Origin of the sequence: Shewanella woodyi ATCC 51908 (assembly GCF_000019525.1) — a bacterium.
GTDB classification, from domain to species: Bacteria; Pseudomonadota; Gammaproteobacteria; order Enterobacterales; family Shewanellaceae; genus Shewanella; species Shewanella woodyi.
Genome location: NC_010506.1, coordinates 1010279 through 1034930, shown reverse-complemented (window position 1 = coordinate 1034930; position 24652 = coordinate 1010279). Strand labels below are relative to the sequence as shown.

Below are 24652 nucleotides of genomic sequence, written 5' to 3'. Positions count from 1 at the left end.
TTAAGCAGCTTCAATCAAAAATCCTTCATCCGATTAACCCTTGTCAAAACTCATCACAATGATTGTCAAAATGACATACTATACCTATGGTCATATTCAAACCAATCAGCCGGAGAGCAGACATGCATGCCCAGGGATCTAAGATGACATTGAGTCAAACAGAGTTAACTCGAATCGCGCTGGATATCACCTCAGGCTTATCAAATCGAGATCGTTTCTCTCGTCTTCTCGATATTATTAGGCAAAACCTTAACTGTGATGCAGCCGCCCTCCTCGCCTTTCAGGGACAGCAGTTTACCCCGCTTGCCATCAATGGCCTCAATGAAGATGTATTAGGCAGACGATTTTTAGTCGAGGAGCATCCAAGGCTTGAAGCGATCGCACGAGCTGGAGATATAGTGAGGTTTCCATCGGATAGTGAGCTACCCGATCCCTATGATGGTTTGATCCCAAATCAAGGAGATGAACTCAAAGTACACGCTTGCATCGGTCTCCCCTTATATGCCAATGAGCGACTAATCGGTGCCATCACCATCGACGGGTTCGATCCTCAACAGTTTGACCGCTTCACCAATAGCGAACTACGCAACCTAAGCGCAATCGCTTCGGTATCACTCAATAATGCCTTGATGATAGATAAGCTAGAGAAGCTAGCTCTGGAATCACAAAACTCAGACAGTGTGATGAATGTCAGCATGACAGACGATGTAGAGATGATAGGCCAGTCAGCCAATATGCAGGCTCTCACCCATGAGATTAATGTCGTCGCCTCTACCGATCTCAATGTACTCATCTTAGGTGAAACAGGGACAGGAAAGGAGCTGGTCGCTAAAGCCGTTCACTTAGGTTCTGAGCGTAAAAAGTCATCCCTCGTCTACCTAAACTGCGCAGCACTACCTGAGTCGATTGCCGAAAGCGAACTCTTTGGCCATGTTAAAGGGGCATTCACAGGGGCCATCAGCCATCGAAGCGGTAAGTTCGAACTGGCAGATAAGGGCACGCTATTTCTTGATGAGATAGGCGAGCTGCCACTTAATCTACAGGCAAAGCTGCTGAGGGTGCTTCAATATGGCGATCTGCAAAAAATTGGCGACGATCGCAGTCGTAAAGTCGATGTTAGAATTATCGCCGCAACCAACAAGGATCTAAAACAGGAGATCTTAGCCGGAAACTTTCGCGCTGATCTCTACCATAGGCTCAGCGTATTCCCTCTTCTGGTGCCTGCGCTACGTGACAGAGGCGAGGATATCTCTCTTTTAAGTGGTTATTTTGTCGAGCGTTGTAGGCAAAAACTAGGGATAACAAGTTTAACCTTAACCCCCGCCAGTCTGCACTTGCTTAAGCAGTACCAATGGCCGGGAAATGTGCGGGAGTTGGAACATGCGCTGCACCGCGCCGCCGTTTTAGCCAAAGCACAAACCAGCGATGGCCTAACAAAGATCCATCCACAACATTTTGATATTGTCGAGTCCAACTCATTGCCTCAGCCCCCTAGTTTACTCGGCAAAAACAACAAATTTAGCCCAGATGAGACAGGCGAAGCCACTAGCTTAAAGCGTGCCACCGATGAGTTTCAGGCCAACTTTATTCTGCATACTTTAAATGGTCACAATGGGCAGTGGGCGGCAACCGCTCGTGCACTGAAAGTAGACCCAGGCAACCTACACAGACTAGCGAAACGACTGGAGATAAAGAGCTAATTGGGGGGAGGATATAAGCAATTACATTAAATATCTGGTACTTATTTCGGTAAAGCTGATATAAATATGAATAACCTATGGCGATGGAGTCTTCCCCTGAACAAGTACCTCCTATTTGGCTTAACTGCACTGCTCTCAAACCAGAGCCATGGACACGAGTTAGCGCAGATGGCAGCTCCTCTTTATTCCCTAGAGCAGACTATCTCCTACCGAGAACTGGATAACGGTCTCCAGCTTAGGCTACTGCCTATCCCATCTAGTCGCAGTGTTTCCATTGCCACCCAATTTAGTATCGGATCCAGAGATGAGATAGTTGGACAAACTGGCTACGCTCACCTGTTTGAACATATGCTCTTTAAGGGCAGTGAAAATGCTCCCGGCGACAGCTATGCTCAGACCATGAGCGCCCTCAGTGGGCAGTTTAACGCCTCAACCTTCTTCGATTTTACTAACTACTATCTCACCCTCCCATCGGAAGCCTTGGAGCTTGCTCTTTGGCTCGAAGCCGACCGTTTTATTCGCCCAAACCTGACACCTGAAACCGTTAAAAATCAGCAGGCTACAGTATTGGAGGAGATGGCGACCACCATAGATAATCAAGCTTATGTGCGTGATGCTATGGAGTTTCTACTGACACAGGCTAAGGGAACACCTTATGGCCATTCGGTTATCGGCAGTAAAGAGGATGTAAGCAAGGCAACGGTCAAGCAGCTCACTCTTTTTCATCAACATCATTACCGCCCCGATGCCGCGCAGATAAGCATAGTCGGCGGTTACACGCAGGAGACAAATAGCTGGATAGACAGTGCATTTGGGCAGTGGCAGCCTCTCTCCCAGCCCCCAGAAAAAACAGCAGCAGACTCACAAGCTGCAATAAAACTTGAAAACCGATACGTCCACGGTGAGATCATCGACGATCGTGGTCCTTGGCCCGCCCTTTTACTCGCTTGGCACACTGTAGGGCAACAAGACAAAGACGCAGAAGCAGTTACACTACTGGAGGCTTACCTGTTTCAAAATCGCGCCAGCTTAATTAAACAAAGCGGCCTGACAGATCCAGAGCAACTACTCACATACTCTATTCCTCTCTCTATGGAGCTAATGGGGGTGAGCAATCTAGTGGTGGTTCCCAGAGCCAGAGCTTCGCTCGATCAACTAACAAAAAATGTGCAGCAGATGATCAGTAATATTGCCAAACAGGGCATAGATAGCGCATCACTTGAACAGCTAAAAGCCAACTGGCTTAACCAAAGCCTTCGACGACTTGATCAACCATCTAGACTCGCCCGTCATCTTTCTGCCACCCAAGCAAGGGATAAACTAGTTCCATTAACAGGCCCATGGGAGCGAATTAATGCAGTCACAAATGAGCAGATACAAGCAGTGGCAAACACTTACTTTAACCAAGGTTACGTCAGACTCGATCTTCTGCCTCCTTGGTATATAAGATGGACAAAAGCCCTGCTTGAGTTTTTACCAGAAAGCGTGAGTAACAGTCTTGAGGAGAGTGTTTTATGAAGCAAAGCACTTTGATATTGTCCAAGGCCAATGCACTCATCTGCAGCTTACTGTTAACAATTAGCCTGTCAGCTTGCCAACAGACCAAGTTAGTATTCACTGACACCAAAGAGCCTGTTATATCTGATTTCAAAGGGCTTAATGGTGCCCCCCAAGTCAACTTAGGTCAGATAGATGATAACGTATGGAAGGTGAATGAGCTCACTAAGAGTGTCGCCCTACATCAGTACCCGCCGAGTCGATCAAAATTAACCTACCTCAGTTTGGTACTTGTTAATCCCAAGCACCCATTTAACAATATTGATCTGATCAGCAGCGCCCTCTATCAGAGAGCTTACACCCTAGCTGCGACATCAAAACTCTCCTGTATCGAGAGCTTTCGAGTGCAAGCTGGCATGCACAGCATCGCCTTACAACTGGCCTGCCCAGAAATAGAAGCAGTTCAGGCCCTGACACTATTGATGGGCAGCTGGCAAACGGACGCCTTCGATTCAATCGATCTCGATACCGTTCGTCGGCAATTAAAACTCAATAAACATATCAATGCCTATAGTGGCGGTGAGATAGACAAGGTATGGGCAAAAAAAATACTCGGCCAGCACCACCCCTATAATCTAAATTTACATAATGCTGCCCTTCAAAATGAGCTCAGCCCAAAAGAGCTAATTGAGCAGCAACAAGCGCTATTAGCAGGCTCCAGCTGGCATCTACTTGTTTCATCAAATACAAACGACATGGTGGCCGAATTAGCTAAGATGCTAACTCTGAACCTACCGACCACCAGCGTTAATAAAGAGCGGAAGGTCAGTGCCGACCTCGCCTATCGCAAACCGCTACAGGAGGTCTTTACTCAAAACCCGCAAAAGCAGCTCTACATCATAGATGCTCCTGGTGCCATCCAAACTCAAGTGAGAGTGGGGTATCGTTTACCCATAGTCGATGATGAGTTAACGAACACCACTCCCTCTCTAGATGAGAGCGATCCCCTTAGCTGCCAACTGTTGGCAAGCTGGCTAGGGCGGAGCTTTTCCGGCAGGCTCTATTATGATTTAAGGGAGAAGCGAGGCCTTACCTATGGCATATATGGTAGGTGTTTCGATAACCCTCAAGCGCGTACGCTTAAATTTTATGGCAGCACGCAAAGACAACATACTGGCGCCTTTATCTCAGGTATTCTCGATCACTTAGCGCTCGCCAGTGAGTCAGAGCTAAAAGCCGCTGAACTATCCGCTCTTAAGATACATGAAAAGAGCAAATATCTTTTGGCATCACAATCCATCAATGCAGCATTTTCTCGCTATATAAAACAGCTTTCTCAGGGAAGACAGAACACTGATTTATCACAAGAGAAAACAGTAAATCAACTCAGCGCCAAAACTGTGCAGAATATGGCTCAAACTATTTTCTCTACCCCTCCAACTATATTAATACGTGGGGATGTCGATCTTATAATTAAGGACCTAGAAGACAAGTTACCCGAGTGGACAATTAATCAAATAAAACCATAAAATAACTATGGGAATATAGCAGGTTATATTTCCATTTTTATAAACATCGACCCATACCAAACGTAAATATCGAAATTGAATATGACGTCATGTTTCTCTCCAATTCCAAGCTAAAGCAATGATAAACCAAGGCCTCTCTTCTCAAAAAAGAGACTTCACCTCCTCTAATGATCAACCACAGGTTAACTAACTGTTGCGATTGTTACACACTTATATACAATCACTAATAACTGAAAAAAGTAGCTTCTCGCGGTATAGAAAAATATATTTCTAATACCAAGGAACTAGTAACTACAGCGGTACATCAGTTAGATGTCATAAGGAAATGAGATGTTTGATGGCGAAATTTTTACTCCAAAACTCACAGAAAACAACTTACTTTTATTGAAAAGTACGGCAGGTTTTTTAAACCTAAAAGTAAATCAAAGTAAGAATCTTGTGAACGCATGGAGTAATTGCCAAGAGAAGCAAAAAATCTTATTGCACTTTATGAGCTCTGTTTCTAATGATATTCAAAATATTGAAAAGAGCCTGCTTTCCGATGGTTTTCATATTGCCATCTGTAACAAGCTATCAATTGATGATGAAGTTTCCCTTATAAAACTTGGCTTTAGAGCATCTGTCTCATCTGATGCTCCAGCTCACCTTTTATTGGAAACAATATCTAAGATCCTTAAAGGTAACCTTTACTTTAGCAATGAAGCTCTCTCTAAATTCATTTTAAACTATCAAAAACAAACTCTGTCAGAAGGACAGGTCTTATTAATCACCTCAACAACTAAAAAAGAGAAAGAGGTATTATCCCTAGTTTGCAATGGTTTTAGTAATGAGCAGGTCGCCCATCAATTAAATGTTTCGATTAACACAATAAAAATGCATATGCAAAATATTTACAAAAAGACCAACATAAGAAACCGTAGTCATTTATTACTAGCCTATAACCAAGGAATGGAGATTAATTAAAACCTATCCGAAAGAATGTATACACGATGTTAATATTATCCTTTCTAATAATTGAGACTCATTTCATTCAGTATAATATACGGATAACTGTATTATTATATTCTCAAGGAGAGAAGGAATGTTAAAAAACAAACAACGCGGTCAAGGCATGACTGAATATATTATCATTGTAGCCCTGATTGCCGTTTCTGCAATTGGCGTATACAGCTTTTTTGGTCAAACAATCCGAAATCAAGTTGCAGGCCTATCGTCTGAAATGTCTGGTCAAAATGCAAATGCTCAAATCACTGCTGCTCAAGGCTCCGCTGCTGATGCAACAACTAATGCCGATGAAGATTACAACCTCGGCAATTACAATGAAGGTGCAGATCAAGGCAACTAACTGAGATGAGTTAGCAGAAGCCCCCTCCCTCTGCTAACTCATGATATTACTCGTTAGTAAAAAGGAATTTAACCTATGACCAAATTTAAAAGTCTCGGTCAGGGAATGACTGAATATATCATCATAGTTGCGCTTATTGCTGTGTCAGCCATCGGCGTATATAGCTTCTTTGGCCAGACCGTACGCAATCAAGTCTCCGGACTCTCCTCTGAGGTATCAGGTCAAGACTCCCAAGGTCAAATCACTGCAGCCCAGCAATCCTCAGCGAGTGCAACAGGTGTTGCCGATCAAGATTACAACTTAGGTAACTATAACGAAGGTGCCAATGGGGCAAGCGGTGGAGGTGGCGGTACAGGTGTCGATTGAGTATCGGAAATCTAAAGCTAAAACATTAAACCTCATCATATTTACCTGAATTGTAGATATCGCACAAAACCAGCAATGGAGCATGGACGTATGCTGACACGACACAAGGGACAGGCGATGGTTCTGTCCTTAATTCTTATGTCTTTTGCACTTATGGTAGTGCTTTTTAGTTTTAATGCATCACAGCTAAATTTAAACGGCACTAAGTTACAAAATACAGCAGATAATACCGCCTACAGTGTGGCAACCATCGCCGCCCGCGACTTTAATTTTAAGGCATACACCAACAGAGCATCTGTTGCCAATCAGGTTGCAGTCGCCCAGATGGTTGGACTCTCGTCTTGGTTTAATATGACCGACAAATTTGCCGAAAATGCCTGTAATTTCCTCTGCTGGGTTCCCTATCTAGGACAAGCACTTTCTGGGATTAAAAGTGCTGTCGGTGCGATTAACACAGTCGCTCAACCTGTTTTCGAAGCACTAATTTATGCTGAAAACGCCATGTTATATGCCCTCACAACCTCTCAGCAGATCATCCACTATGCAGGACTTCTTAGCTCATTTAATACCGCTGGAAAGATAGTAAAGGCAAATGACCCCAATGCTAGATTAGATCTTCTTCAGAATCCTCAAATGTTAGGGGATATAAAAGATCATTGGATTGATTTCCAAAAACGCCATACCCGTGGCTCCCACAGAAACAAGTCGAAGCAATTTAAAGATTTCATCACGGTAACCATGAACTCTCGTGATCCCTTCGCGAAAAAACGCAGCTATAAATTGGGGTTTCCTTGGTCGCTTAGTTTTTTCCCAATCCGTTGGAGAACCTATAAAACAGGCGGCAGTGAGCTGATCTCAAACAATGATAGAGACAGTAGCAAAGCGGAAACTTGGACCTCAATGGATACCATCAGTTTTCACCTCTCAAAGTTTCGCTGTAGCTGGTCAGGTTGTCGCTGGAGAGGTTATAGAGAGACCCCATTAGGTTGGGGAGGCACGCGCTCAGATAACAGAGCCGATATCCGAAGAATAGGGAATAGAAATTACTGGGGGTCAAGCCGGCGTACCAATGGAACCGCGGCAAGGTATGCAGGTTACGATCAGGAAACCCGTGGCTGGTACAGTGGTATCCAACCTTTCTATGGCCTATCTGAGAGAGGAAATAACAGAAGTAGCGGACGGAATATCGCCGTTGTTGTTTCCAAGCCTCAAAACAGTGTGCGCACAACAAGCACTGTGACGGCAGGTGAAGAGCACACAAACCCCGCCACCAATGAGGAGATGCTAGGTGACAGAATGACCGCCCTTTCTGCAGCGCAGGTCTACTACTCACGACCACACGACTTGATGGCCCGGACCTCATCTTGGAGTCGAGCCGATGGCCGCCATGAGTATGGCAATCTCTACAATCCTTACTGGCAAACCCGGCTATCCGATTCTACAAACACTGAACGCAGTGCCGTCTTAGCAATAACTAGGTTTTTGTAATGAATAGGTTTAATACAAAGCAGCGGGGGCAAGCAATGGTAGAGTCAGTAGTTGGATTAAGCTACGTCATCGTGCCTCTACTTATCTTATTACCCTTTATGTCCAAGCTCACAGGCATTCAACATAGAGCTGAGCAGGCATCTCACTACAGTGCATGGGAAAGAACGGTGTGGAAAAACCGTCAACCCAGCCAACTACCACGCAGAAGTGGTATCTATCTGGCCAGAAAAAGCGAAGCCGACCTTGCTAGGCAGATCCCTTGGCGCTTTTACCAACAAGATGGCAACCAGATTGCTAGCTCTACTAATGAACAATGGGACTGGAGCGAACATGTTCACCCTTTAGTTGAGCATCAGGTGCAGCAGGGAGCTGCGCAGGATTTACAACCTTTAGTTAAATCTAATCAAGACAACCCAAATAATAGTGATGAGCTCGACCGGTTTACTCGAAGTAGCAATGGAAGTCGGCTCCCTGGGGTCTTAAACGGTGCCACCAGTACAGCATTAGGCGTTATCTCTTTTATGGGGTTCTCATTAGAGAGAGATCAGTTTTATCGCACTAACGTTAGTACTCAAGTTGAGAACTTCTATATAGAACCCTTTGACGAGTTAGACCTGAACTTTAACAGTCAAAGCGCCCTGCTCGCATCGGGCTGGAATGCAGCGGGTCCCTATCATGTGAAAAATCGAACCCGAAAACTGGTACTGACTAACGTGATGGACAATGGCGTAATACGTACAGCTCAGCGCTTAATGGGCATTCTCCCTTTCGGTAAAGATCTTCGCCCAAGTAGTCTCAAACTGGGTCATGTGAGCCCCGATGTGCTTCCTGCTAACCGACTATGTACCTATGGTACGGCTAACTGTGGAGGTTAACAGATGAAAAAATATTTGGCATTAGTACTTCTTCTTACCTCTCCATATCTGTTCGCCGACGACTGGCCGGAAGTTGAGTTCCCCGATACTGCCGAGGTTCAGGTGGTTGCAGACTCCATGCTCTATCACGGTTACCCGATGAAAACTTGGGTGATGGAAGATGAGCAGAGCCAGATGATGATCGCCAGTTTTTTTAAAAAGCAGTGGGAGGAGAAGAGTGAGCGCTTCGATGCCCAGATGTTCAACGGCGACTATGTAATTAACAGCATGCAGCCTCCCTTCTTGCTGACGGCACGTATTCATCAAGAGTATGACCGCGTTATTACCTATGTGGGAGTCACCAAAAATGTCACAGACCGTCAGCTTGAGAAGAATAATCAGGTCCAGTTCCCTAAGCCAAATGGATCAACACTAATTTCAGATATCAAATCCAACGATATATTCAAACAGGGCCGCACATTAATACTGTCAACCCCTAACAGCCTAGCCTCTAGTTATCACTTCTATAGGCGACATTTTCAACAAAGGGGGTGGGTTGAAAACTCAGCCATTTTGGACACTCAATCGGGAAAAGCAGCCTTACAGATGAGCCAAGGCTCTAACCTAGTAGATATCAGCTTTAACACAAAAAAATCAGTCATATACATTGTTGCAAATCAGGTCAAGGAAGGACTTTAAGGATGCCTAAAACATCAAAAATAAGAGGCCAAGCTAGTGTCGAGTACTTAGTTGTATGTGCGGCGTTAGTCGCCGCCCTGTTAACACCAATAGATAATAATAGCGACGTTATGGACCTCTGTATCGAAACTTTACGAGAGTGGTATACCGCCTTTGCGTACAGCAAGTCTCTTTCAGTCTTACCCAACTAATTTAGGTTAAAACATGCAGATCAAATCATTCGACTTCAACTGGGTACTACTCATCATAGCCATAGTGTTAGGTAGTATTGCAGCTTGGGCGACCAAAAATTACTTCATCACGAAAGAGCAAGAGCTCATCGCAGAGCTATCAAAAGATAATATAAAGATGGCCCAAGTTGTCGTTGCGACACAGGAGCTAAGAAAAGGCGACATTATCTCAGAAGCCAATATGTCTGTTAGAAAGATCCAAGCGGACACCCTACCTTTAGATGCCATTCACCCTAAAGATTTTAATCAGATAGTCGGTCAGATGTTGCTTGAGCCTATGTCTCCTGGCCGCCCATTAATGGGCACCTACTTGCCTGGGCATAAAGCCGAGCAGTTTTCAGATATTTTAAAAGAGGGCCAACGAGCGGTAACCATCAATATTGATGAACTCAACTCAACAGCAGGCATGTTAGTACCATCGGATCATATCGATCTACTGCTCTCATTTGACGAGGAATCTGGCGACATTGAACGCAAAAAACTTCAACTGCTTCTTGAGAATGTCACAGTTCTAGCCACAGGAAGACAAAGTGTTGATGTTAATCCTGAACTAGCTGACACCCTATACGACAATCCAAACGCCTATAACACAGTCACACTGGCTTTATCTGTTCACGATGCAGCTAGAGTCACTCTTGCGAAAGAGAAAGGCAAATTCGTGACCTTTTTACGCAATCAGACTGAAAGTCTGGCTCTCGATTTTATCTCACTTCATGAACAACAACTTTTCGGACAAGCTGATGATCTTTTAAATCAGGAGGTCGAGATGATTGTTGGTGGCAGTGGTATGAAAACCACAGTACAAGCCTACCCACTTCCAGAATCAGTACTTGAACAACTTAGCCAATATAAGAATAAGACAGCACTATGAACTCAAGAAAGTTAATCGCAATTATTTGGGCATGTATCTTCATCCCGCTTGTTAGCTACGCACATAATAACACCCCACTTAAGCTCTACATGGGGGCTGTAGAACTTTATAACGCCAAAAATGTTGAACGAATTGTAGTGGGTAACGGCAAAGTACTCAGTGCTAAAGTTATCGATGATAAAGGTGTTTTACTGATCGCTGAGTCTCCGGGAAATACCGACGTACAGCTGTGGCAAAAAGATGGCAAGCTGATCAAGCTGAGCATCTCTGTCACGCCAGATAACTCACTGAAAACCACTGATACCATAAAAAAGATGTTGGCGGCTTTCCCTTCGATTAAGGTCACAGAAAATGATGGCTTGATCATAGTTCAAGGTGAGGCAGACCTCTCCCAAAAGGAGCAGTTAGAGACAATAATAGAAGCCGACCCAAATGTGGTCTCCTTAATCAAATACCTTAAGTTTGCCAAGACTATGGCTCCCATGATTAAGATGCAGGTTAAGATTGTTGAGTTTAATAAATCAACCCTGAATAACATAGGTATCAAATGGGAATCATCCATGGCTGGGCCTGCATATGGCGCGGCTAAAGCTTTCTCCGCTAATCCCATCTTCAGCGTATCCTCACCGGGGCAGTATTCAGAAACAATAACGAGTGCAATCACCGATAGCATTGGCGTCTTAGATACCCGAGGGTGGAACTATTTCGGCATAGTGACCGGCATAGGCTCGCAGATACAGCTGCTATCAGAAAAGGGCGATGCCCGCATGCTGGCTGAACCCAACCTCACCACTCGCAGTGGTGAATCGGCTAACTTTCTCGCCGGTGGTGAATTCCCTATTCGCAGTGTCAGCGGCCTTGGCGCAGTTGATGTTGAGTACAAAGAGTACGGCATCAAGCTCGATATCGAGCCTGTAGTCGATGACGATCTCAATATTGTCAGTAGAGTGATGGCCGAAGTTAGCTCTATCGACCCTTCAGTCGCTGTCGACGGTATCCCAGGTATGCTCACTAGGCGCACTGAGTCTGTCATCAACGTTAAGAATAATGAAACCATCGTTATCTCGGGATTAGTTAACAGTGAGATGTCAAAAATCGTCAACAAGTTCCCTCTGCTAGGTGATATCCCCATTTTAGGTGAACTGTTTAAGTCCAGAGACTTTAAGGATAACAAGAGTGAGCTGGTTATCTTTGTCACCCCAACTGTCGTATACCCAGGTGAGGAGAGCCACGATAAGCAGCTAGAGCGCGGGTTAGAGATGGCTGAAGAAACCAATAAGCTTGAAGCTTTTTATATTCTGGATTAGGAGTGCAACATGTTTAATGTCATCGTAAGCACGACTAAAGGCACCAAGGTGGGTGAGTTCCAGTGTATTCACTCCCACTGCAAAATTGGCAAAGATCCAGAGCAACTTATCGTATTAAGAGGCTTTAAAGTATCCAAACATCACGCAATTTTAACCCAGAGTGATGATGGAATTTATATCCGCGATAATAAAAGCCGCACCGGATTAAAAGTCAATGATGAGAAGCGGGACCAATATGGCCCGCTCTCTATGACAGATAAGATCCAAGTAGGTGATTATCAGATTCGCGTTCACAGCACAGATCCCCAATACCAAGATGCGCCTCAATATGAGCAGGCTGAAACCAAGGTCACCAAAGAAGTAACTGAGGAGCTTCCTCCAACAAAAGAGGCTGATAATGCTCCGGAACAGGAGGAGAAGCCAGTTCTCAGCGATAAGCAGCTTAAGCAGATCGCAACTCGAAACGAATGGCGCAGAAAGGTGCACTCAGAACTGCTTAAGTTGATGGACTTAAGGCGCGTCAATGTCAACGAGATGAGTGATGTGGAGCTAAGAGCCCAGAGTGAATCACTTATCAATCAGATCATCACCAGTATTAATCTACCAAAAGATATTGAGGTCGAGTCCCTCACCAAGGAGGTGTTGGATGAAACCATTGGACTTGGCCCACTAGAAGGCTTGATAGACGACCCCGACGTTACAGAGATAATGGTCAATAGTCATGATCAGATCTTCTATGAGAAAGCCGGTAATCTCTACCTCTCAGATATCGCTTTTTCAGATGATCAAGCTGTCTTAGGCGCAATTGAGCGTATCGTCACCCCAATCGGCAGACGTATCGATGAGAGCTCTCCTATGGTCGATGCGCGATTAAAAGATGGCTCTCGAGTAAATGCGGTTATTCCTCCCCTTGCCCTTAAAGGCCCCTGCATTACTATCCGGAAATTTATGCAGCAAAGGCTAAGCTGCGATGACTTAGTCAAATTTGGCTCTATGAATCAAGCCATGGCAGGGTTTCTTGAAACTGCCGTGAATCAGAAAAAGAACATCATCATCTCTGGCGGTACAGGCTCAGGTAAAACAACCCTGCTTAATGTGCTCTCAAACTTTATCCCCGACAATGAACGTATCGTCACCGTTGAGGATGCCGCTGAGCTTCAGCTCTACCAGCCCAACTTAGTTTCACTGGAAGCCCGTCCACCAAACCAAGAGGGGAAAGGCGCCATTGAGATTAGAGATTTAGTCAAAAACTGCCTCAGGATGCGCCCAGACCGTGTGGTCATTGGTGAGTGTCGTGGCGGTGAAGCTTTAGATATGTTGCAGGCGATGAATACAGGTCACGACGGCTCGCTAACAACCGCACACTCTAACTCACCACGGGACTGTATCTCACGTCTGGAGGTGATGGTGATGATGGCAGGGATGGATCTGCCCGTCTCCGCTATTCGCGAACAGATAACCTCAGCCGTCAATATCATAGTGCAGCAGTCACGCTTTTCTGATGGTTCCCGACGGATCACCAGCATCTGTGAAATCACAGGTTTAGAGGGCTCGATTGTCCAACTGTCAGAGATCTTTAAATTTGAACAAACTGGCTTCAATAGCGAAGGAAAGGTCCAAGGTTACTACACTGCCACAGGCACTATGCCTGAGTTTTATGAGCAGCTACGCAAGCAAGGTGTAAAAGTGAGACTGGATATCTTCGATAAGGATAAAAGAGATGACTAGTGCCGTATTCTCCGCAATATTTGCTTTTTTTGCCGTAGCAATTTTGGTGTGGTCCCTTAAACACCTTTCTGCAAAGTTTGCCCAGAAGTATCAGGAGACCTTCACTTCATCGGCAAAAACGAACCTGTTCGATATGTTCCTTTTTATCGAACCTAAGCAGCTATTCATGCTCAACATGATCACCCTGTTCTCGGTTCCTTTTATTGTCAGAATATTTTTAGGATCTTGGGCTTTGGGGATCATTATCAGTATTGTACTGGCTTTCATTCCTAGGTTTGCATACAAATTCCTGCATAAACGCCGCCGACGTAAATTTGTCCATCAGCTTCCAGATGCCCTCAACATGATCGCCTCCTCTATGCAATCTGGTGCCAATGTCAGTACAGCTATCGAATTTATGTCTGAAGAGATGCAGGCTCCTATCAAGCAGGAGTTTCAGCTATTTCAAAGGGAGCAGAGATTGGGGGTCGAATTTAATACCGCCCTCGACAATATGTATAAACGTATCCCAGAAGATGAGTTTCAACTCGTCACCGCAGGTATGCAGATCTCACGGGAGGTAGGTGGAAACCTAGCCGAGGTGTTATTCAGACTCTCCTCAACCCTAAGAAGAAAGATAGAGATGGAGGGCAAGATAGATGCCCTCACCTCACAGGGAAAGATGCAGGGCATAGTGATGACCATGCTGCCACTCTTTATCGGCTTTGTACTCTACCATATGGAGCCTAAATCCATGGGTAGGATCCTCACCGAACCTATGGGCTGGGCCTTGATGGCACTGATCTTCATCATGCTGACAAGTGGTTATCTCTCCATTCGTAAAATCGTTGCAATTGATGTTTAGGAGGCTGCATGGTTAATTTAATTGTTACTGTTTTCACCATAGCATTTATCTTCCTGACGATAAGCAGTATACGTATCTATCGCAAAGTGCCACAGGCCAATCGCGAATTTATGGATCCGCTTTCACCGGGCTTAAAGCTCATCTGGCCACTGGTTCGCTTATTCGCGTTTTACGTCAGTGAAAACTTAAGTGTTGATTATCTAGAGAGAATATCCAAGAAACTGCAGATCTCCGGCGTCTCCTACATGATGACCGCAGAACAGTATTTTGCGATCAGGATCCTCAGTACTCTTTTTGCTGTAGGTTTAGCAACTATTTGCGGTCTCCTACTCGACGATATCAGTATCAAGTATCTGATCTTAGCTGGATTATTTGGCTATATTTTGCCAGTTATCACCCTCAATGATCTGCGAAAAAAGCGTCAAGCACTCATCGTAAAATCGCTACCTGTGTACCTCGATTATTTAACCATGTCTATTGAAGCGGGATTGAATATGACAGGCGCAATCAGCCAAGCCGTTGAGCGTGGTCCATCAGGCCCATTGAGGATCGAGTTTGAAAAAGTGATCCGAGATATGCGCGCTGGTATGTCCCGTGCTCAATCATTTAGAAATATGGCAGAGCGAGTACAGATCACCGAGATAAATAGCTTAGTCAGTGCACTTGCTCAGGCAGAAAAAACAGGTGCCAGTCTAGGCCAAACCTTAAGAGTTCAATCGGATCAGCGCCGTATTGAACGATTTCAACGTGCCGAAAAGAAAGCCCTAGAAGCGCCAGTTAAACTGGTTTTTCCCCTCATCGTATTTATCTTTCCGGTGACATTCATGATTTTGGCTTTCCCCATCGCAATGAAGTTTATGTATGAGCTATAAAATGAAAAAAACACAGCTTTCAACCCCTAAGGGAAGTCGTATCGAACATATCTACCTTGCTAACACTCCTTGGCTAAGACTGCGTGGTTTACTGGGTAGAAAACAGCTGACAACTGAGCAGGGAATGCTTATCTCTCCCTGTAATTCAGTACACACCATGGGGATGCGCTATCCCTTAGATATTGTTTACCTCAATAGTAAAAATAAGGTGCTTAAGATCACTTCAAACCTAGCGCCTTGGCGTAGTAGCGCATGCCGTGGCGCGACTCAAGTATTAGAGCTCTCAGCTGGTAATAGTGAAAATAAGAATATAAAACAGGGAGATACCATTGTATGGCAAGATTAATTTTTAAGGCTTTGTTAATACTAAGTCTAATGCATCTATTTGGCTGTGCCTCCTCTACTCAAGAGAAAGAGCCAAAGGGGAATCAACAAATAATGGTTCTGCAATCTGAGGCCGAACAAGCCTATAAGATGGCGCGACTCGATCAAGCTGAAAGTTTATACCTACAAGTATTAACCAGTGTCCCTAATTATGCGCCGGGTTGGTTCAGACTTGGCAACATCTATACCAGAACCGGTCGACAAGATGCTGCGGTTTCCGCTTACATGCGCTGTTTAGAGCTTGACCCCTCCAATCAAAAGGCTTGGTACAACATGAGTCTGGTAAGAATAAAACAGTCGACACAAGTACTGTCATCCGCCTCTCGACAAGGTAACCCCAATACCCCCGTTGGTAGACAGATTAAAGCCCTACTTCATGCTTTAAATAGTATACAGAGTGAATCTCATGCACCTGTTTTGCCAAGTGAGCAGGCTTCACGATGAATAGCCAGAACTCTCACATATGGCAGAAGGGGCAGAGTATGTTTGAGTTCCACGCCACTCTGCCTTTCCTAATGCCGATTATTCTCGTCACCATGATGATGATAGTCCAGTGGGGGTTTATCTACACGAGTAAAAGCACACTGGATGCCGCCACAGTTCAAGCGGTAAGGGCCGGTACTTTGCATCATGGCAGTGTCGCAGAGATACGTAAGGGGCTTGCTCAAGGCATGATGCCTCTGTTTGCCCAAGGCACTGCAGCCACAGATACAGTGACTGCCGTAGTGAGATCCACAATAGCCACTCAGCTACAGAGCCAGATACGTATTCTCAACCCTGATAACCGAACTTTCACCAAATTCAGAGTCCGAAGTCGAACGCCTCGTGGCTTTATTTACGAGATCCCCAACAACAACTTAATGTACCGAAACACAAGGTCAGAAAACGTTGGAAGTGGGAGCCATAACCGCAGATTAAATATTCAAGATGCCAACTTATTGCAGATAGAGATCCGTTGGTGCCAAAGATTAATCGTCCCGTTTGCCAACCGTGTGATCAATGAGATTGTCACCAACCCTTGGCTTGTCAGGCCAACTCAAGATCAATTGGCTTGTAACGCACTTGGCGCGGCCACCGGAGACATATATTTAGCACTCACTTCGCAAGGCTTAATGCGGATGCAAACACCATTTCGAATGTAAACAAATAAAAGCAGCAATGAGCTCAATAAGCTTAAAGCGGCAGAAAGACAGGAATTGACATAGGGAAGTATGAAGAATGAAATACAAGACTCTTAAGCTAACTCAAAAGCTTTGGTTGGCTGCATTACTCAGCGCCACCATGGGGATCGCTGGCTGTAATGGAGATCTCGAAGAGGGTGAAGGCCCAGAAAATCCAGATCCAACGCCACCAACAACCCCAGATCCCACGCCCGATCCAACTCCTGACCCCACCCCAGATCCAACCGATCCAGTTGATTTAGTGGGGACTTGGGAAAACAAAGATGAAGATAGTGACGGGGTATTAGATGAGTTTGATGCTTATCCGTTCAACCTTGATAAGCAATCAATGGCACTGATCACTGAGTTAGAGCCCAATGATAACCCCTCTATTGCCACGGAAACTGAGTTAGCACCACCTTTTGCAGTGAGTGGTGCAATTTCACAAAAATCAGATAATGGCGATCTCTTCTCGTTTAACGCCGAAGAGGGTGATTTCTATACACTAACGCTAAAATATCAAGACCCTGATTTTAAACCTAACATCTATTTTTCTGATAAGAATGGTGATGCATTAAACTTCGGTGTCATCGATATTGAGCCTTCTTTAAAAACCCTTGCGATTAACGTAGAGATATTAGATTCAGGTCTGCATCATATAGGTGTTAATGACATCAACTTTGATGGCAAGGAGAGCTTTACCTACCATGTGGAGATCTTTATCGATCAAGATGGAGACGCCATAGATGATATCAAAGAAGCCGCTCTAGCGATAAGCAACTTAACCCACGATACCGACGGGGATACCATTGCCGATACAGAGGAGTTCCTTTACCCATTCTATTCCGATCAAATTAGTTTTAATCCTGATAACGATGAATTACCAAACTGGCTCGATTCCGATAGTGATGACGACGGATTATCAGACAAGAGCGAAGGCGCTGATGATCGTGATAATGATGGCATAGGTAATTTTCTCGACGACGATTCAGATGGCAATAGCATACTTGACCTTCAGGAGTATGGGGACGATGCCAGCCAACCTTTAGATACCGACTTAGATACCACTCCCAACTATTTAGATCTCGATGATGATAACGATGGATTACTCGATATACACGACCAGCAAAGACTTATCGATATCGCGGAAGATCAAAGCAAACTGATTGGTGCTCCCTACGTCACACACAACAATATATCGGTGAACTTTCTTCGTGAAGATGATCTGGTACAAGTCAGCATTGATGAGCCTCTAAGTGCTGAGCAGCATTACCTGATCTTTAAACGCAAAGGGCAAGCTCCTATTAACCTTCCTATCTCTGTCTCTAGCGGCATCGCTAAAGCCAATATTCCAGCAGGCACAGATAGTATTTTTATCTCTGACGGGATAAATAAAACCAACACTAGAAATGTGACTCTTCATCCAAAAGGGACGCCAATCATCAGTTCATCGGGCGCACTACTTCTAGAAGAGGAGAGTCAGACTCAACTTCTCGGGGCTGATTTTTCAGATGATATGACCATCACAGCCAATGGCACACCATTAGAGATTATTAGTAATACTGGCTCAACCCTGACTGTCAAAACGCCAGCATCACTCTCTGATGGAGAGCTGCAAATCAATAACGCTATCGGTCAAAGCAACGCTGTTAGCTACTATATCACCCAACAGATTGATCTACAGTTAGTTGAAGTTGGAACAGTTGATGCTGGCGAACTAAAAATTGAGACCCTACTAGGTTCTCAATATGAGCTTGATGCCTCTAATGCAGTTAGTGTTGAACAGTTCAAAAACCGCCTGACTCCTGTCACCAGTTACTTTGAAACCCAAGATGAAAATGACGGAAAAATCTATCTTAGTGGCTATATGTTACCTGAAGAGGATAGCTTTTCACTGGATATTACCAGCACTAGTTTTAGGTATATTTTAGATTTCATCGGGATCAATAAGATCCCCAATGAGCAACTCAGTAGCTTTAAGACCGAGATATCAAGTTATTCAGAATTTACTGAGGTAACTGCCCACTTAAGTGACCAACTTGAGCTGTCACCAACAGCATTAGATAAGCTAAGCAGTGAGACCACGACTCTACTTATTAGTAACAGTAATGCTATTTTTGACAGATACAATAGCAAGCAATCTGTACAACAAAGCTCAGGAAAAGCGAGTCAGCCTTTGAGTTATCAAGCTCAAAGTCAGCAGAAAAGCACTGGCAGTATTAAGCCAACCATAGTCAATTACGGCACAGATCACTTTGACTACTCCCTTGAAGCAACAAACTTTCTTGATAATTGGCTACCATCAGATCCAAGCTGTCCAGATAACAGTGATATCAGTGACGAGCAAAAAAGTAAGTTAAGTTATGATGGTTGTGTCGAGCTACAAAACAGAACCAAACTATACCTAAGCACCATGATCATCCCCTTAGGTGAAAATGGGGAGTACGATCCCGATCAACTCGACTCTCCTCTGAGGAAACATATCAAAAACGGCTGGGATGGTAATATCTTAGGCCCACAATCTGGTACCTTCCTAGGTTTAGAGTTTTGGTCTAAAGATCAATACTATAACGAGTGTCCTTACCAAAACTGCTTATATCAAGTCATCGCCCCCGGCGTCGGCACACCTTTAGGCCCATCTCCTTTTAGCTATGTACCAAGTAGTGACTATGACCGAGCGATCATTCAAGCTCGGCAGAGCATAGCAATAAGAACCATCATAGATGGTATTTTACTTAAGTTTTTTGACCTCATCCTAACGGGAATAGGCTATGAACCGACAGGTTTCGATCCTGTTGTTATCACTAAGCTAATCATTCAGTACTCCCCCAAACTCATGGAGGAAGCAGAGAAGCTATATAATGATGAGAATATTACCAATGAAGATATTGAAGAGTTTGTAAAACAGGTAGCCATTGAGTTTTATAAAAATGAAGTTGAGCTTCTAGCCGACCCTGCCAACGCAGGAAAGCTTGGGCCCATCACCAAAGCTGTACTGCAGGAGTTAGGCGTTAGTCCTCAAGATATTGCCGTGATGGCAGCGGGAGCAGCATTAAGAAAATGGACTCCATTTGTTGGCCAAGTAGAAGCCATTATTACCGGTGCGCAAGTTGCCGACATCTTAATTGATCAAGTTAAAACAATTAAGGATATGGCCTTTGTTCCAGTAAAATCAGATTTTACTGTCACGTGGGGATTAACCATTGTAGATATTGAACCTAGCATCATGAAAGCTGAAGCGGTCGATAAACCTTTATCCATTATAGGTACGGGCTTTGGAATTAATGAGCGCTGGTATTGGTTCGATGAAGAACCTATCACATTCCTAAAGGATGAGGGGGCATCGACTCAAGAAGTTGAAAGAGAACACGATAACGTCTCTCTAGAGGGAACCTTATTAGATATCACAGTACCAGGAACGTTACTTGAAAATGCTGTCGGTCCAATCGCAGTTCGCGTCGAACATAGGGGCGAAGAGGCGAACTCTCCAGTAAAAATTCAAATTGGAGATGGGTTAGAGATCGCTCGTCTTAAAGCTGACTCTGGACAACCAGGCGATACAGTGATTATCGAAGGCATAGGTTTTAGCCCACTAAAATCGAAAAACCGAGTCACCTTTGCAGGCAAAGATGGTCAAAGGGTCATTGCCAGTGTCAGAAAGTCAGAGGCTGGAAAACTAACAGTTACAGTACCTAATAACGTTATTACTGGAGAGGTCACGGTAGAGGTTAATAGTGAAGTCAGCAACGGACTAGTATTTACTATCCCCTTTATTTTAGATGTGACTTTTGGGGACAATGGTAACTTTAATGATGATATCTTCAAGTTAGTTGTAGATGATAAGGTCATTACAGATGGCTCAAGCCCACAACGGAAAGTGGGGCCAATATCTATCCCATTAAATGCTGGTTCACATAACGTTAAGCTAGTTGGTATTCGTGCTGAAGATGAAATTGGCACCTATTACATTCAGTTTGAAGGTAATGTTATCTCGGTGGCAGGTGATGCCTTAGAGGGACGCGATCTACTCAAGGACAGTGTTAAAACTTTCCAAGTTGAAGTCGGCCCAACAAAACAAAAAGTCACCAATAAGGTTAATCCACTGAACGCTTTACAGCATGAGTAGTTAGTGAATAAGATGGGGGGCTTCACGCTCCCCCATTATAAAAGGAATAATAATGTTACGTTATCTCGCTTTGATACCGCTATTTTTGTTAGGTACCAGCATAGCTGAGGCCTCAGAAAATCTGGAGCAGGTATTAACTCAACGCTGTTTAGACACATTTGACTTTATAGAGAAAAAAGATCTCGCCACTTTTATTGCTCAGATGCCAGTAACCCCGTCAGAGCATGAGAAAAAGCGTTCAATGAAAGTGTTGGAAAGAGCCCATGAGCGTTGGTTCGTGAAGAAGAAAATAATCAGCATTGAGCCTCAAAAAGTCACCTACCAAACACCATCAAAAATCAAACAGGAAAAGTACCATGCACAACAACAAGCAAAAGTAGGCTTATTCATTCTCAGTGAAAATTACCGCTCAACCATGAGCTGTAAATTTATTAAAACTCCGAAAGGTTGGTTTTTATCTTCACTGCCTTAACCTTTAGGCTTCAGCAGGTTTAATAGGAGAGCGCTTTACTTGAATTATTCTGCACTATCAAAAAATGCCAAAATTCATTTCAATGATAAATATCTGCCCGATAGACTGCCTCTAGCTACTAAAACCCTACTTTTCATACGTGCTTTTGGTTTTATCTTAACCATCCCTCTTGTCAGCTCACTGTTCATGGCAGTAAGGCTAGATGGTACAGAGCAGAACCTCTTTATATCCGCTAGCCTGCTGTTCACCTTGACTGTTATCACTCTTCTGGTAACGAAACATCAGCTAGTGTTAGATACTCTCAACACTCAAGCTTATCTAGAGCTTCGTACATTTGGCATTAAATTAAAGCAGTGGAAAAGCAAATCCTTAGCCAAGACTGAAATCACCCTTAGTCCCTCCGTACACAAGGAGAGTAGCTACCAGATCATCATAGAGGGACAACACTTTGTTATCGGCGATTTAGCTGAGACAGAGCAAGCATTACGCTTTATTTCAAGCCATTTTCAATTGCCCGCTTTTGAACAAGTTAGCCAGTACCCAGAGATAGTGCCACTGGGTGAGCTCAAGATATCTAGCGACGCCCAAGCACCAAGCAAACCCATTGAGCCACTATGGAACTCAACAGCTTGGCTTAAGCTTCTGCTCCCACTTCCTGTTTTTATTACTCTTGGCTTTGTATTAAAGCTATTTGGAAGTTAGCCATGTTGTTTAAAGAGATATCATCAGACAGAGCCACAATCAAAAACAGAAGGTTTAACTCAATCAGCCGTAAAGTGATTGGAATTATCTTTGCCTTAATAACCTTTATTCTCGGCTTAGGGCTTGGACGTCATGATGAGATTGTGATTCTTTATTGGGCTATTGGCGCACTACTAAGTTGGCACCTACTTTTTGCCAAAGTCACTGTAGAGATAGATCTCAGCAAGCAAGTGATCGCAACCCACGTGAGCTCCCTCTACCCTATCGCCAAACAGGTCATTTCAATAACCGATATCAAAGCATTTAACCTAAGCTCAGATCCAACCCGAGTTAACCGTTATAACCTCCTCATCGTCTCTAACCATAACGATAAGCCGTTTAGGTTTAATTTTGGTAGCCAAGCTGATATGAATCGACTCGGGCAAAAGCTTGCACACTTTTGTGGTAAGCCCTTTCTAACATAACACGAGAGGGTATACCCGAAAGCAAAAAACCTCACAAAAATACATACCTAAGAATAGTGCCTCACACCCTGAAATTACGATAAGCTCGAAGGCGATTAAAGTATACCCAAGCGACCTCAAGATGCTCGTTTCAGAGCTCCCGAAGGGCATGGCGAGACGCAACATTTTTCTGTGTTATGAAATATTGAATTACGACTGCATGGTCTATTTTGTTCCATACAAAATAAGACATTTCTTCCTTTCCATGGAAGTCAGATGCAGAAGGTAGGGCGAAGCACGACTAAATGGATTCAGGAGATAGAGTAACGCAGGAGCAGTTACCGAGGATGCCAGAGCCGAGAATAACTATTCCTACTATTTCATGAAGACCGCCATGGATGGCGGGAATGTCGTTAATGCAGGAGCAATTAACGACCTTGAACTCTGTCACTTCTCGACATGCTGAATCCTGTATCTTGAAGTTGTTTGGGTATAAAAGTAGAGAACATAACGGAGAGTATCAGTGAAAACGTCATTAAGTTTGCCTCTACTGCTAAGCTATCTTCTCCTGTTCATTCACCTCAGCGCCTACGCAAATACTCAACACACGGCTCAGCTAAACGAGACTCAAAGCGCAATAGAAAGCTTCCAGAACGATACTCAGGAGATACTCACACAAGCACGTAAACTCAATAGACAACACGGTGGCCATTTAGAACGTTTAAACCAGATGTTAGCGGAAACCAAGAGTGCGATTGCAGTGCTACAAAGCGATCTAATCAAGCAGCTTGAGCAAGACGCAACCCAGATGCTACAGCTCACCGAAGCCTACTTGAGCTACTACCGAACCTTTGTCTACTCCATCAGTCAAGACTCAAGCTGTTATCAACCCGAGCAGATTGACACCTTTGAGCTGACACTCATAGAGCTTCAACACTATGTCGATAATATTCAGACACTGGCCTCAACCCCAGATGAAGAGAGTGCTTTTGCGGCGCTAATGGAGATCAATGTCGAGCAAACCCGAGTTGCAATGACGGTAAATCTATTTGAGATGTTTAAGCTCTGCTACATCACAGAGGCAGTGGCTCCCCTCAGTGAACAGTTCAATACGCTGGAAACTCAGTTAACAGAACTGGCGATTCAACACGGTGCTACGCCCAATAACGAAATAGACGATGAATTTTTTGTCGACGATAATCTTATTCAGACAGAGCTAAAGCATCAATCAGAGATCATCTCAACCTATGAGTTTATGGCTGGTGAGATGGTTAACGTTAATCAGTTAACTTACCTCCACTTCGACAAACTCTCTCAGCTTAGCCACCTGACACTTTCCAATGGACTAAAAATAGATCAAGCGCTAAATTTACAGCTCCCCCCCAACGTCGCAGGAAATAATGAACAACTCTACAGTGCAAGCATAACAGGAAGAGTCGAGACACTAGATGATATTGCACAGCTCAATATAACCATCAAACGTAACCCCGTTTTATCCATAGCCAAGATACAGTTCAGTGATAAAAACATCGCAGCTTGTATCGAACAATCAGCGCAAATATCGCAGTTTACTCAGGCTCATCAAATGGAGCTGTTAAGCTGTGAACTCCCCAGAGAGACGAGTACTAAACTTAACGACCTAATTAATTTCAAACAATTAACTATGATCAGCTTAAAAGGGGGAACGATAGAGTCCCTTGCACCTCTTGCTAAACTAGACTCCCTTGAGACGCTCTATCTAAGCGACATAAAACTAAAAGAGTTTGGCGATCTCTCCTCGTTTAGCGGTTCAATCAACCTTAATCAAATTGATACTCAAGATTGGAGCAAGCTAGCGCAGACTCGCGCCAACCCCCTCTCAATCAATAAACCTGAAAACTGCAGCGAGTTAACACCGCTATTTAGCCATTCCAATGTTGCCGTTTTATATAAAGACATGAGCTCCACTGAGCAAGTTAATGCTATGGAGCAGGTAGACTCAGGTGCAAAGACTGTCATGGTTATAACCGACTGTGCTAAGCCGTAACAAAATGAG

General features: G+C 44.2%; 23 protein-coding genes. All 23 read left to right on the top strand.

The window, feature by feature from the left end:
• Positions 1-143: 143 nt before the first annotated feature.
• The 23 genes from norR (at position 144) to SWOO_RS03775 (ending at position 24643) form a co-directional block, all read left to right on the top strand.
• On the top strand, positions 144-1700 hold the full coding sequence (gene norR, locus SWOO_RS03885; RefSeq protein ID WP_041417942.1) for a nitric oxide reductase transcriptional regulator NorR: 1557 nt from the start codon (positions 144-146) through the stop codon (positions 1698-1700).
• Between the two features lie 66 nt (positions 1701-1766).
• Positions 1767-3218, top strand: a complete 1452-nt coding sequence (locus tag SWOO_RS03880; RefSeq protein ID WP_012323401.1) for a M16 family metallopeptidase — start codon at positions 1767-1769, stop codon at positions 3216-3218.
• Positions 3215-4726 carry a M16 family metallopeptidase gene (locus SWOO_RS03875; protein ID WP_012323400.1) on the top strand — a complete coding sequence of 504 codons (1512 nt, stop codon included), beginning with the start codon at positions 3215-3217 and terminating at the stop codon, positions 4724-4726. The genes SWOO_RS03880 and SWOO_RS03875 overlap by 4 nt, the downstream gene beginning before the upstream one ends.
• A gap of 330 nt (positions 4727-5056) precedes the next feature.
• Positions 5057-5689 carry a response regulator transcription factor gene (locus tag SWOO_RS03870; RefSeq protein ID WP_012323399.1) on the top strand — a complete coding sequence of 211 codons (633 nt, stop codon included), beginning with the start codon at positions 5057-5059 and terminating at the stop codon, positions 5687-5689.
• A 118-nt stretch (positions 5690-5807) separates the two neighbouring features.
• A complete protein-coding gene (locus SWOO_RS03865) occupies positions 5808-6071 on the top strand; it encodes a Flp family type IVb pilin (protein WP_012323398.1) in 264 nt (87 codons plus the stop codon).
• A 75-nt stretch (positions 6072-6146) separates the two neighbouring features.
• The gene (locus SWOO_RS03860; RefSeq protein WP_012323397.1) at positions 6147-6437 is read left to right on the top strand and encodes a Flp family type IVb pilin; all 291 of its coding nucleotides are present in this window, start codon (positions 6147-6149) and stop codon (positions 6435-6437) included.
• Positions 6438-6527: 90 nt separating this feature from the next.
• Positions 6528-7925 carry a Tad domain-containing protein gene (locus SWOO_RS03855; protein ID WP_012323396.1) on the top strand — a complete coding sequence of 466 codons (1398 nt, stop codon included), beginning with the start codon at positions 6528-6530 and terminating at the stop codon, positions 7923-7925.
• Entirely contained in the window at positions 7925-8800 is an 876-nt protein-coding gene (locus SWOO_RS03850) for a hypothetical protein (protein WP_012323395.1), read from the top strand. Before SWOO_RS03855 ends, SWOO_RS03850 begins: the two co-directional genes overlap by 1 nt.
• A 3-nt stretch (positions 8801-8803) precedes the next feature.
• A complete protein-coding gene (locus SWOO_RS03845; RefSeq protein ID WP_012323394.1) occupies positions 8804-9478 on the top strand; it encodes a hypothetical protein in 675 nt (224 codons plus the stop codon).
• Positions 9479-9480: 2 nt separating this feature from the next.
• Positions 9481-9669: a hypothetical protein gene (locus SWOO_RS03840; RefSeq protein WP_012323393.1), complete on the top strand. Its 189-nt coding sequence runs from the start codon at positions 9481-9483 to the stop codon at positions 9667-9669.
• Positions 9670-9682: 13 nt separating this feature from the next.
• A complete protein-coding gene (gene cpaB / locus SWOO_RS03835; protein ID WP_012323392.1) occupies positions 9683-10579 on the top strand; it encodes a Flp pilus assembly protein CpaB in 897 nt (298 codons plus the stop codon).
• A complete protein-coding gene (locus SWOO_RS03830) occupies positions 10576-11886 on the top strand; it encodes a type II and III secretion system protein family protein (RefSeq protein ID WP_012323391.1) in 1311 nt (436 codons plus the stop codon). The genes cpaB and SWOO_RS03830 overlap by 4 nt, the downstream gene beginning before the upstream one ends.
• Positions 11887-11895: 9 nt before the next feature.
• On the top strand, positions 11896-13614 hold the full coding sequence (locus tag SWOO_RS03825; RefSeq protein ID WP_012323390.1) for an ATPase, T2SS/T4P/T4SS family: 1719 nt from the start codon (positions 11896-11898) through the stop codon (positions 13612-13614).
• Entirely contained in the window at positions 13607-14458 is an 852-nt protein-coding gene (locus SWOO_RS03820) for a type II secretion system F family protein (RefSeq protein ID WP_012323389.1), read from the top strand. The genes SWOO_RS03825 and SWOO_RS03820 overlap by 8 nt, the downstream gene beginning before the upstream one ends.
• Positions 14459-14466: 8 nt before the next feature.
• Positions 14467-15330 (top strand): type II secretion system F family protein, encoded by an 864-nt coding sequence (locus SWOO_RS03815; protein ID WP_012323388.1) that lies wholly within the window; start codon positions 14467-14469, stop codon positions 15328-15330.
• Position 15331: 1 nt separating this feature from the next.
• Entirely contained in the window at positions 15332-15676 is a 345-nt protein-coding gene (locus SWOO_RS03810; RefSeq protein ID WP_012323387.1) for a DUF192 domain-containing protein, read from the top strand.
• On the top strand, positions 15664-16158 hold the full coding sequence (locus SWOO_RS03805) for a tetratricopeptide repeat protein (protein ID WP_012323386.1): 495 nt from the start codon (positions 15664-15666) through the stop codon (positions 16156-16158). The genes SWOO_RS03810 and SWOO_RS03805 overlap by 13 nt, the downstream gene beginning before the upstream one ends.
• 38 nt (positions 16159-16196) lie before the next feature.
• Entirely contained in the window at positions 16197-16856 is a 660-nt protein-coding gene (locus SWOO_RS03800; protein WP_195742853.1) for a pilus assembly protein, read from the top strand.
• Between the two features lie 76 nt (positions 16857-16932).
• Entirely contained in the window at positions 16933-21000 is a 4068-nt protein-coding gene (locus SWOO_RS03795) for a cell surface receptor IPT/TIG domain-containing protein (protein WP_012323384.1), read from the top strand.
• A gap of 52 nt (positions 21001-21052) precedes the next feature.
• Positions 21053-21472 carry a hypothetical protein gene (locus tag SWOO_RS03790; RefSeq protein ID WP_012323383.1) on the top strand — a complete coding sequence of 140 codons (420 nt, stop codon included), beginning with the start codon at positions 21053-21055 and terminating at the stop codon, positions 21470-21472.
• Positions 21473-21511: 39 nt separating this feature from the next.
• Positions 21512-22174 (top strand): hypothetical protein, encoded by a 663-nt coding sequence (locus SWOO_RS03785; RefSeq protein ID WP_012323382.1) that lies wholly within the window; start codon positions 21512-21514, stop codon positions 22172-22174.
• A gap of 2 nt (positions 22175-22176) precedes the next feature.
• Complete coding sequence (locus SWOO_RS03780; RefSeq protein WP_012323381.1) at positions 22177-22638, top strand: hypothetical protein; 462 nt, start codon at positions 22177-22179, stop codon at positions 22636-22638.
• Between the two features lie 502 nt (positions 22639-23140).
• Positions 23141-24643, top strand: coding sequence for a hypothetical protein (locus tag SWOO_RS03775; RefSeq protein ID WP_012323380.1), 1503 nt, complete (start codon positions 23141-23143; stop codon positions 24641-24643).
• Positions 24644-24652 lie beyond the last annotated feature (9 nt).

Excerpts from the sequence above, each read along its gene's own strand:
- norR (WP_041417942.1), top strand. The coding sequence starts at position 144 with ATGACATTGAGTCAAACAGAGTTAACTCGAATCGCGCTGGATATCACC.
- SWOO_RS03880 (WP_012323401.1), top strand. The coding sequence starts at position 1,767 with ATGAATAACCTATGGCGATGGAGTCTTCCCCTGAACAAGTACCTCCTA.
- SWOO_RS03875 (WP_012323400.1), top strand. The coding sequence starts at position 3,215 with ATGAAGCAAAGCACTTTGATATTGTCCAAGGCCAATGCACTCATCTGC.
- SWOO_RS03870 (WP_012323399.1), top strand. The coding sequence starts at position 5,057 with ATGTTTGATGGCGAAATTTTTACTCCAAAACTCACAGAAAACAACTTA.
- SWOO_RS03865 (WP_012323398.1), top strand. The coding sequence starts at position 5,808 with ATGTTAAAAAACAAACAACGCGGTCAAGGCATGACTGAATATATTATC.
- SWOO_RS03860 (WP_012323397.1), top strand. The coding sequence starts at position 6,147 with ATGACCAAATTTAAAAGTCTCGGTCAGGGAATGACTGAATATATCATC.
- SWOO_RS03855 (WP_012323396.1), top strand. The coding sequence starts at position 6,528 with ATGCTGACACGACACAAGGGACAGGCGATGGTTCTGTCCTTAATTCTT.
- SWOO_RS03850 (WP_012323395.1), top strand. The coding sequence starts at position 7,925 with ATGAATAGGTTTAATACAAAGCAGCGGGGGCAAGCAATGGTAGAGTCA.
- SWOO_RS03845 (WP_012323394.1), top strand. The coding sequence starts at position 8,804 with ATGAAAAAATATTTGGCATTAGTACTTCTTCTTACCTCTCCATATCTG.
- SWOO_RS03840 (WP_012323393.1), top strand. The coding sequence starts at position 9,481 with ATGCCTAAAACATCAAAAATAAGAGGCCAAGCTAGTGTCGAGTACTTA.
- cpaB (WP_012323392.1), top strand. The coding sequence starts at position 9,683 with ATGCAGATCAAATCATTCGACTTCAACTGGGTACTACTCATCATAGCC.
- SWOO_RS03830 (WP_012323391.1), top strand. The coding sequence starts at position 10,576 with ATGAACTCAAGAAAGTTAATCGCAATTATTTGGGCATGTATCTTCATC.
- SWOO_RS03825 (WP_012323390.1), top strand. The coding sequence starts at position 11,896 with ATGTTTAATGTCATCGTAAGCACGACTAAAGGCACCAAGGTGGGTGAG.
- SWOO_RS03820 (WP_012323389.1), top strand. The coding sequence starts at position 13,607 with ATGACTAGTGCCGTATTCTCCGCAATATTTGCTTTTTTTGCCGTAGCA.
- SWOO_RS03815 (WP_012323388.1), top strand. The coding sequence starts at position 14,467 with ATGGTTAATTTAATTGTTACTGTTTTCACCATAGCATTTATCTTCCTG.
- SWOO_RS03810 (WP_012323387.1), top strand. The coding sequence starts at position 15,332 with ATGAAAAAAACACAGCTTTCAACCCCTAAGGGAAGTCGTATCGAACAT.
- SWOO_RS03805 (WP_012323386.1), top strand. The coding sequence starts at position 15,664 with ATGGCAAGATTAATTTTTAAGGCTTTGTTAATACTAAGTCTAATGCAT.
- SWOO_RS03800 (WP_195742853.1), top strand. The coding sequence starts at position 16,197 with ATGTTTGAGTTCCACGCCACTCTGCCTTTCCTAATGCCGATTATTCTC.
- SWOO_RS03795 (WP_012323384.1), top strand. The coding sequence starts at position 16,933 with ATGAAATACAAGACTCTTAAGCTAACTCAAAAGCTTTGGTTGGCTGCA.
- SWOO_RS03790 (WP_012323383.1), top strand. The coding sequence starts at position 21,053 with ATGTTACGTTATCTCGCTTTGATACCGCTATTTTTGTTAGGTACCAGC.
- SWOO_RS03780 (WP_012323381.1), top strand. The coding sequence starts at position 22,177 with ATGTTGTTTAAAGAGATATCATCAGACAGAGCCACAATCAAAAACAGA.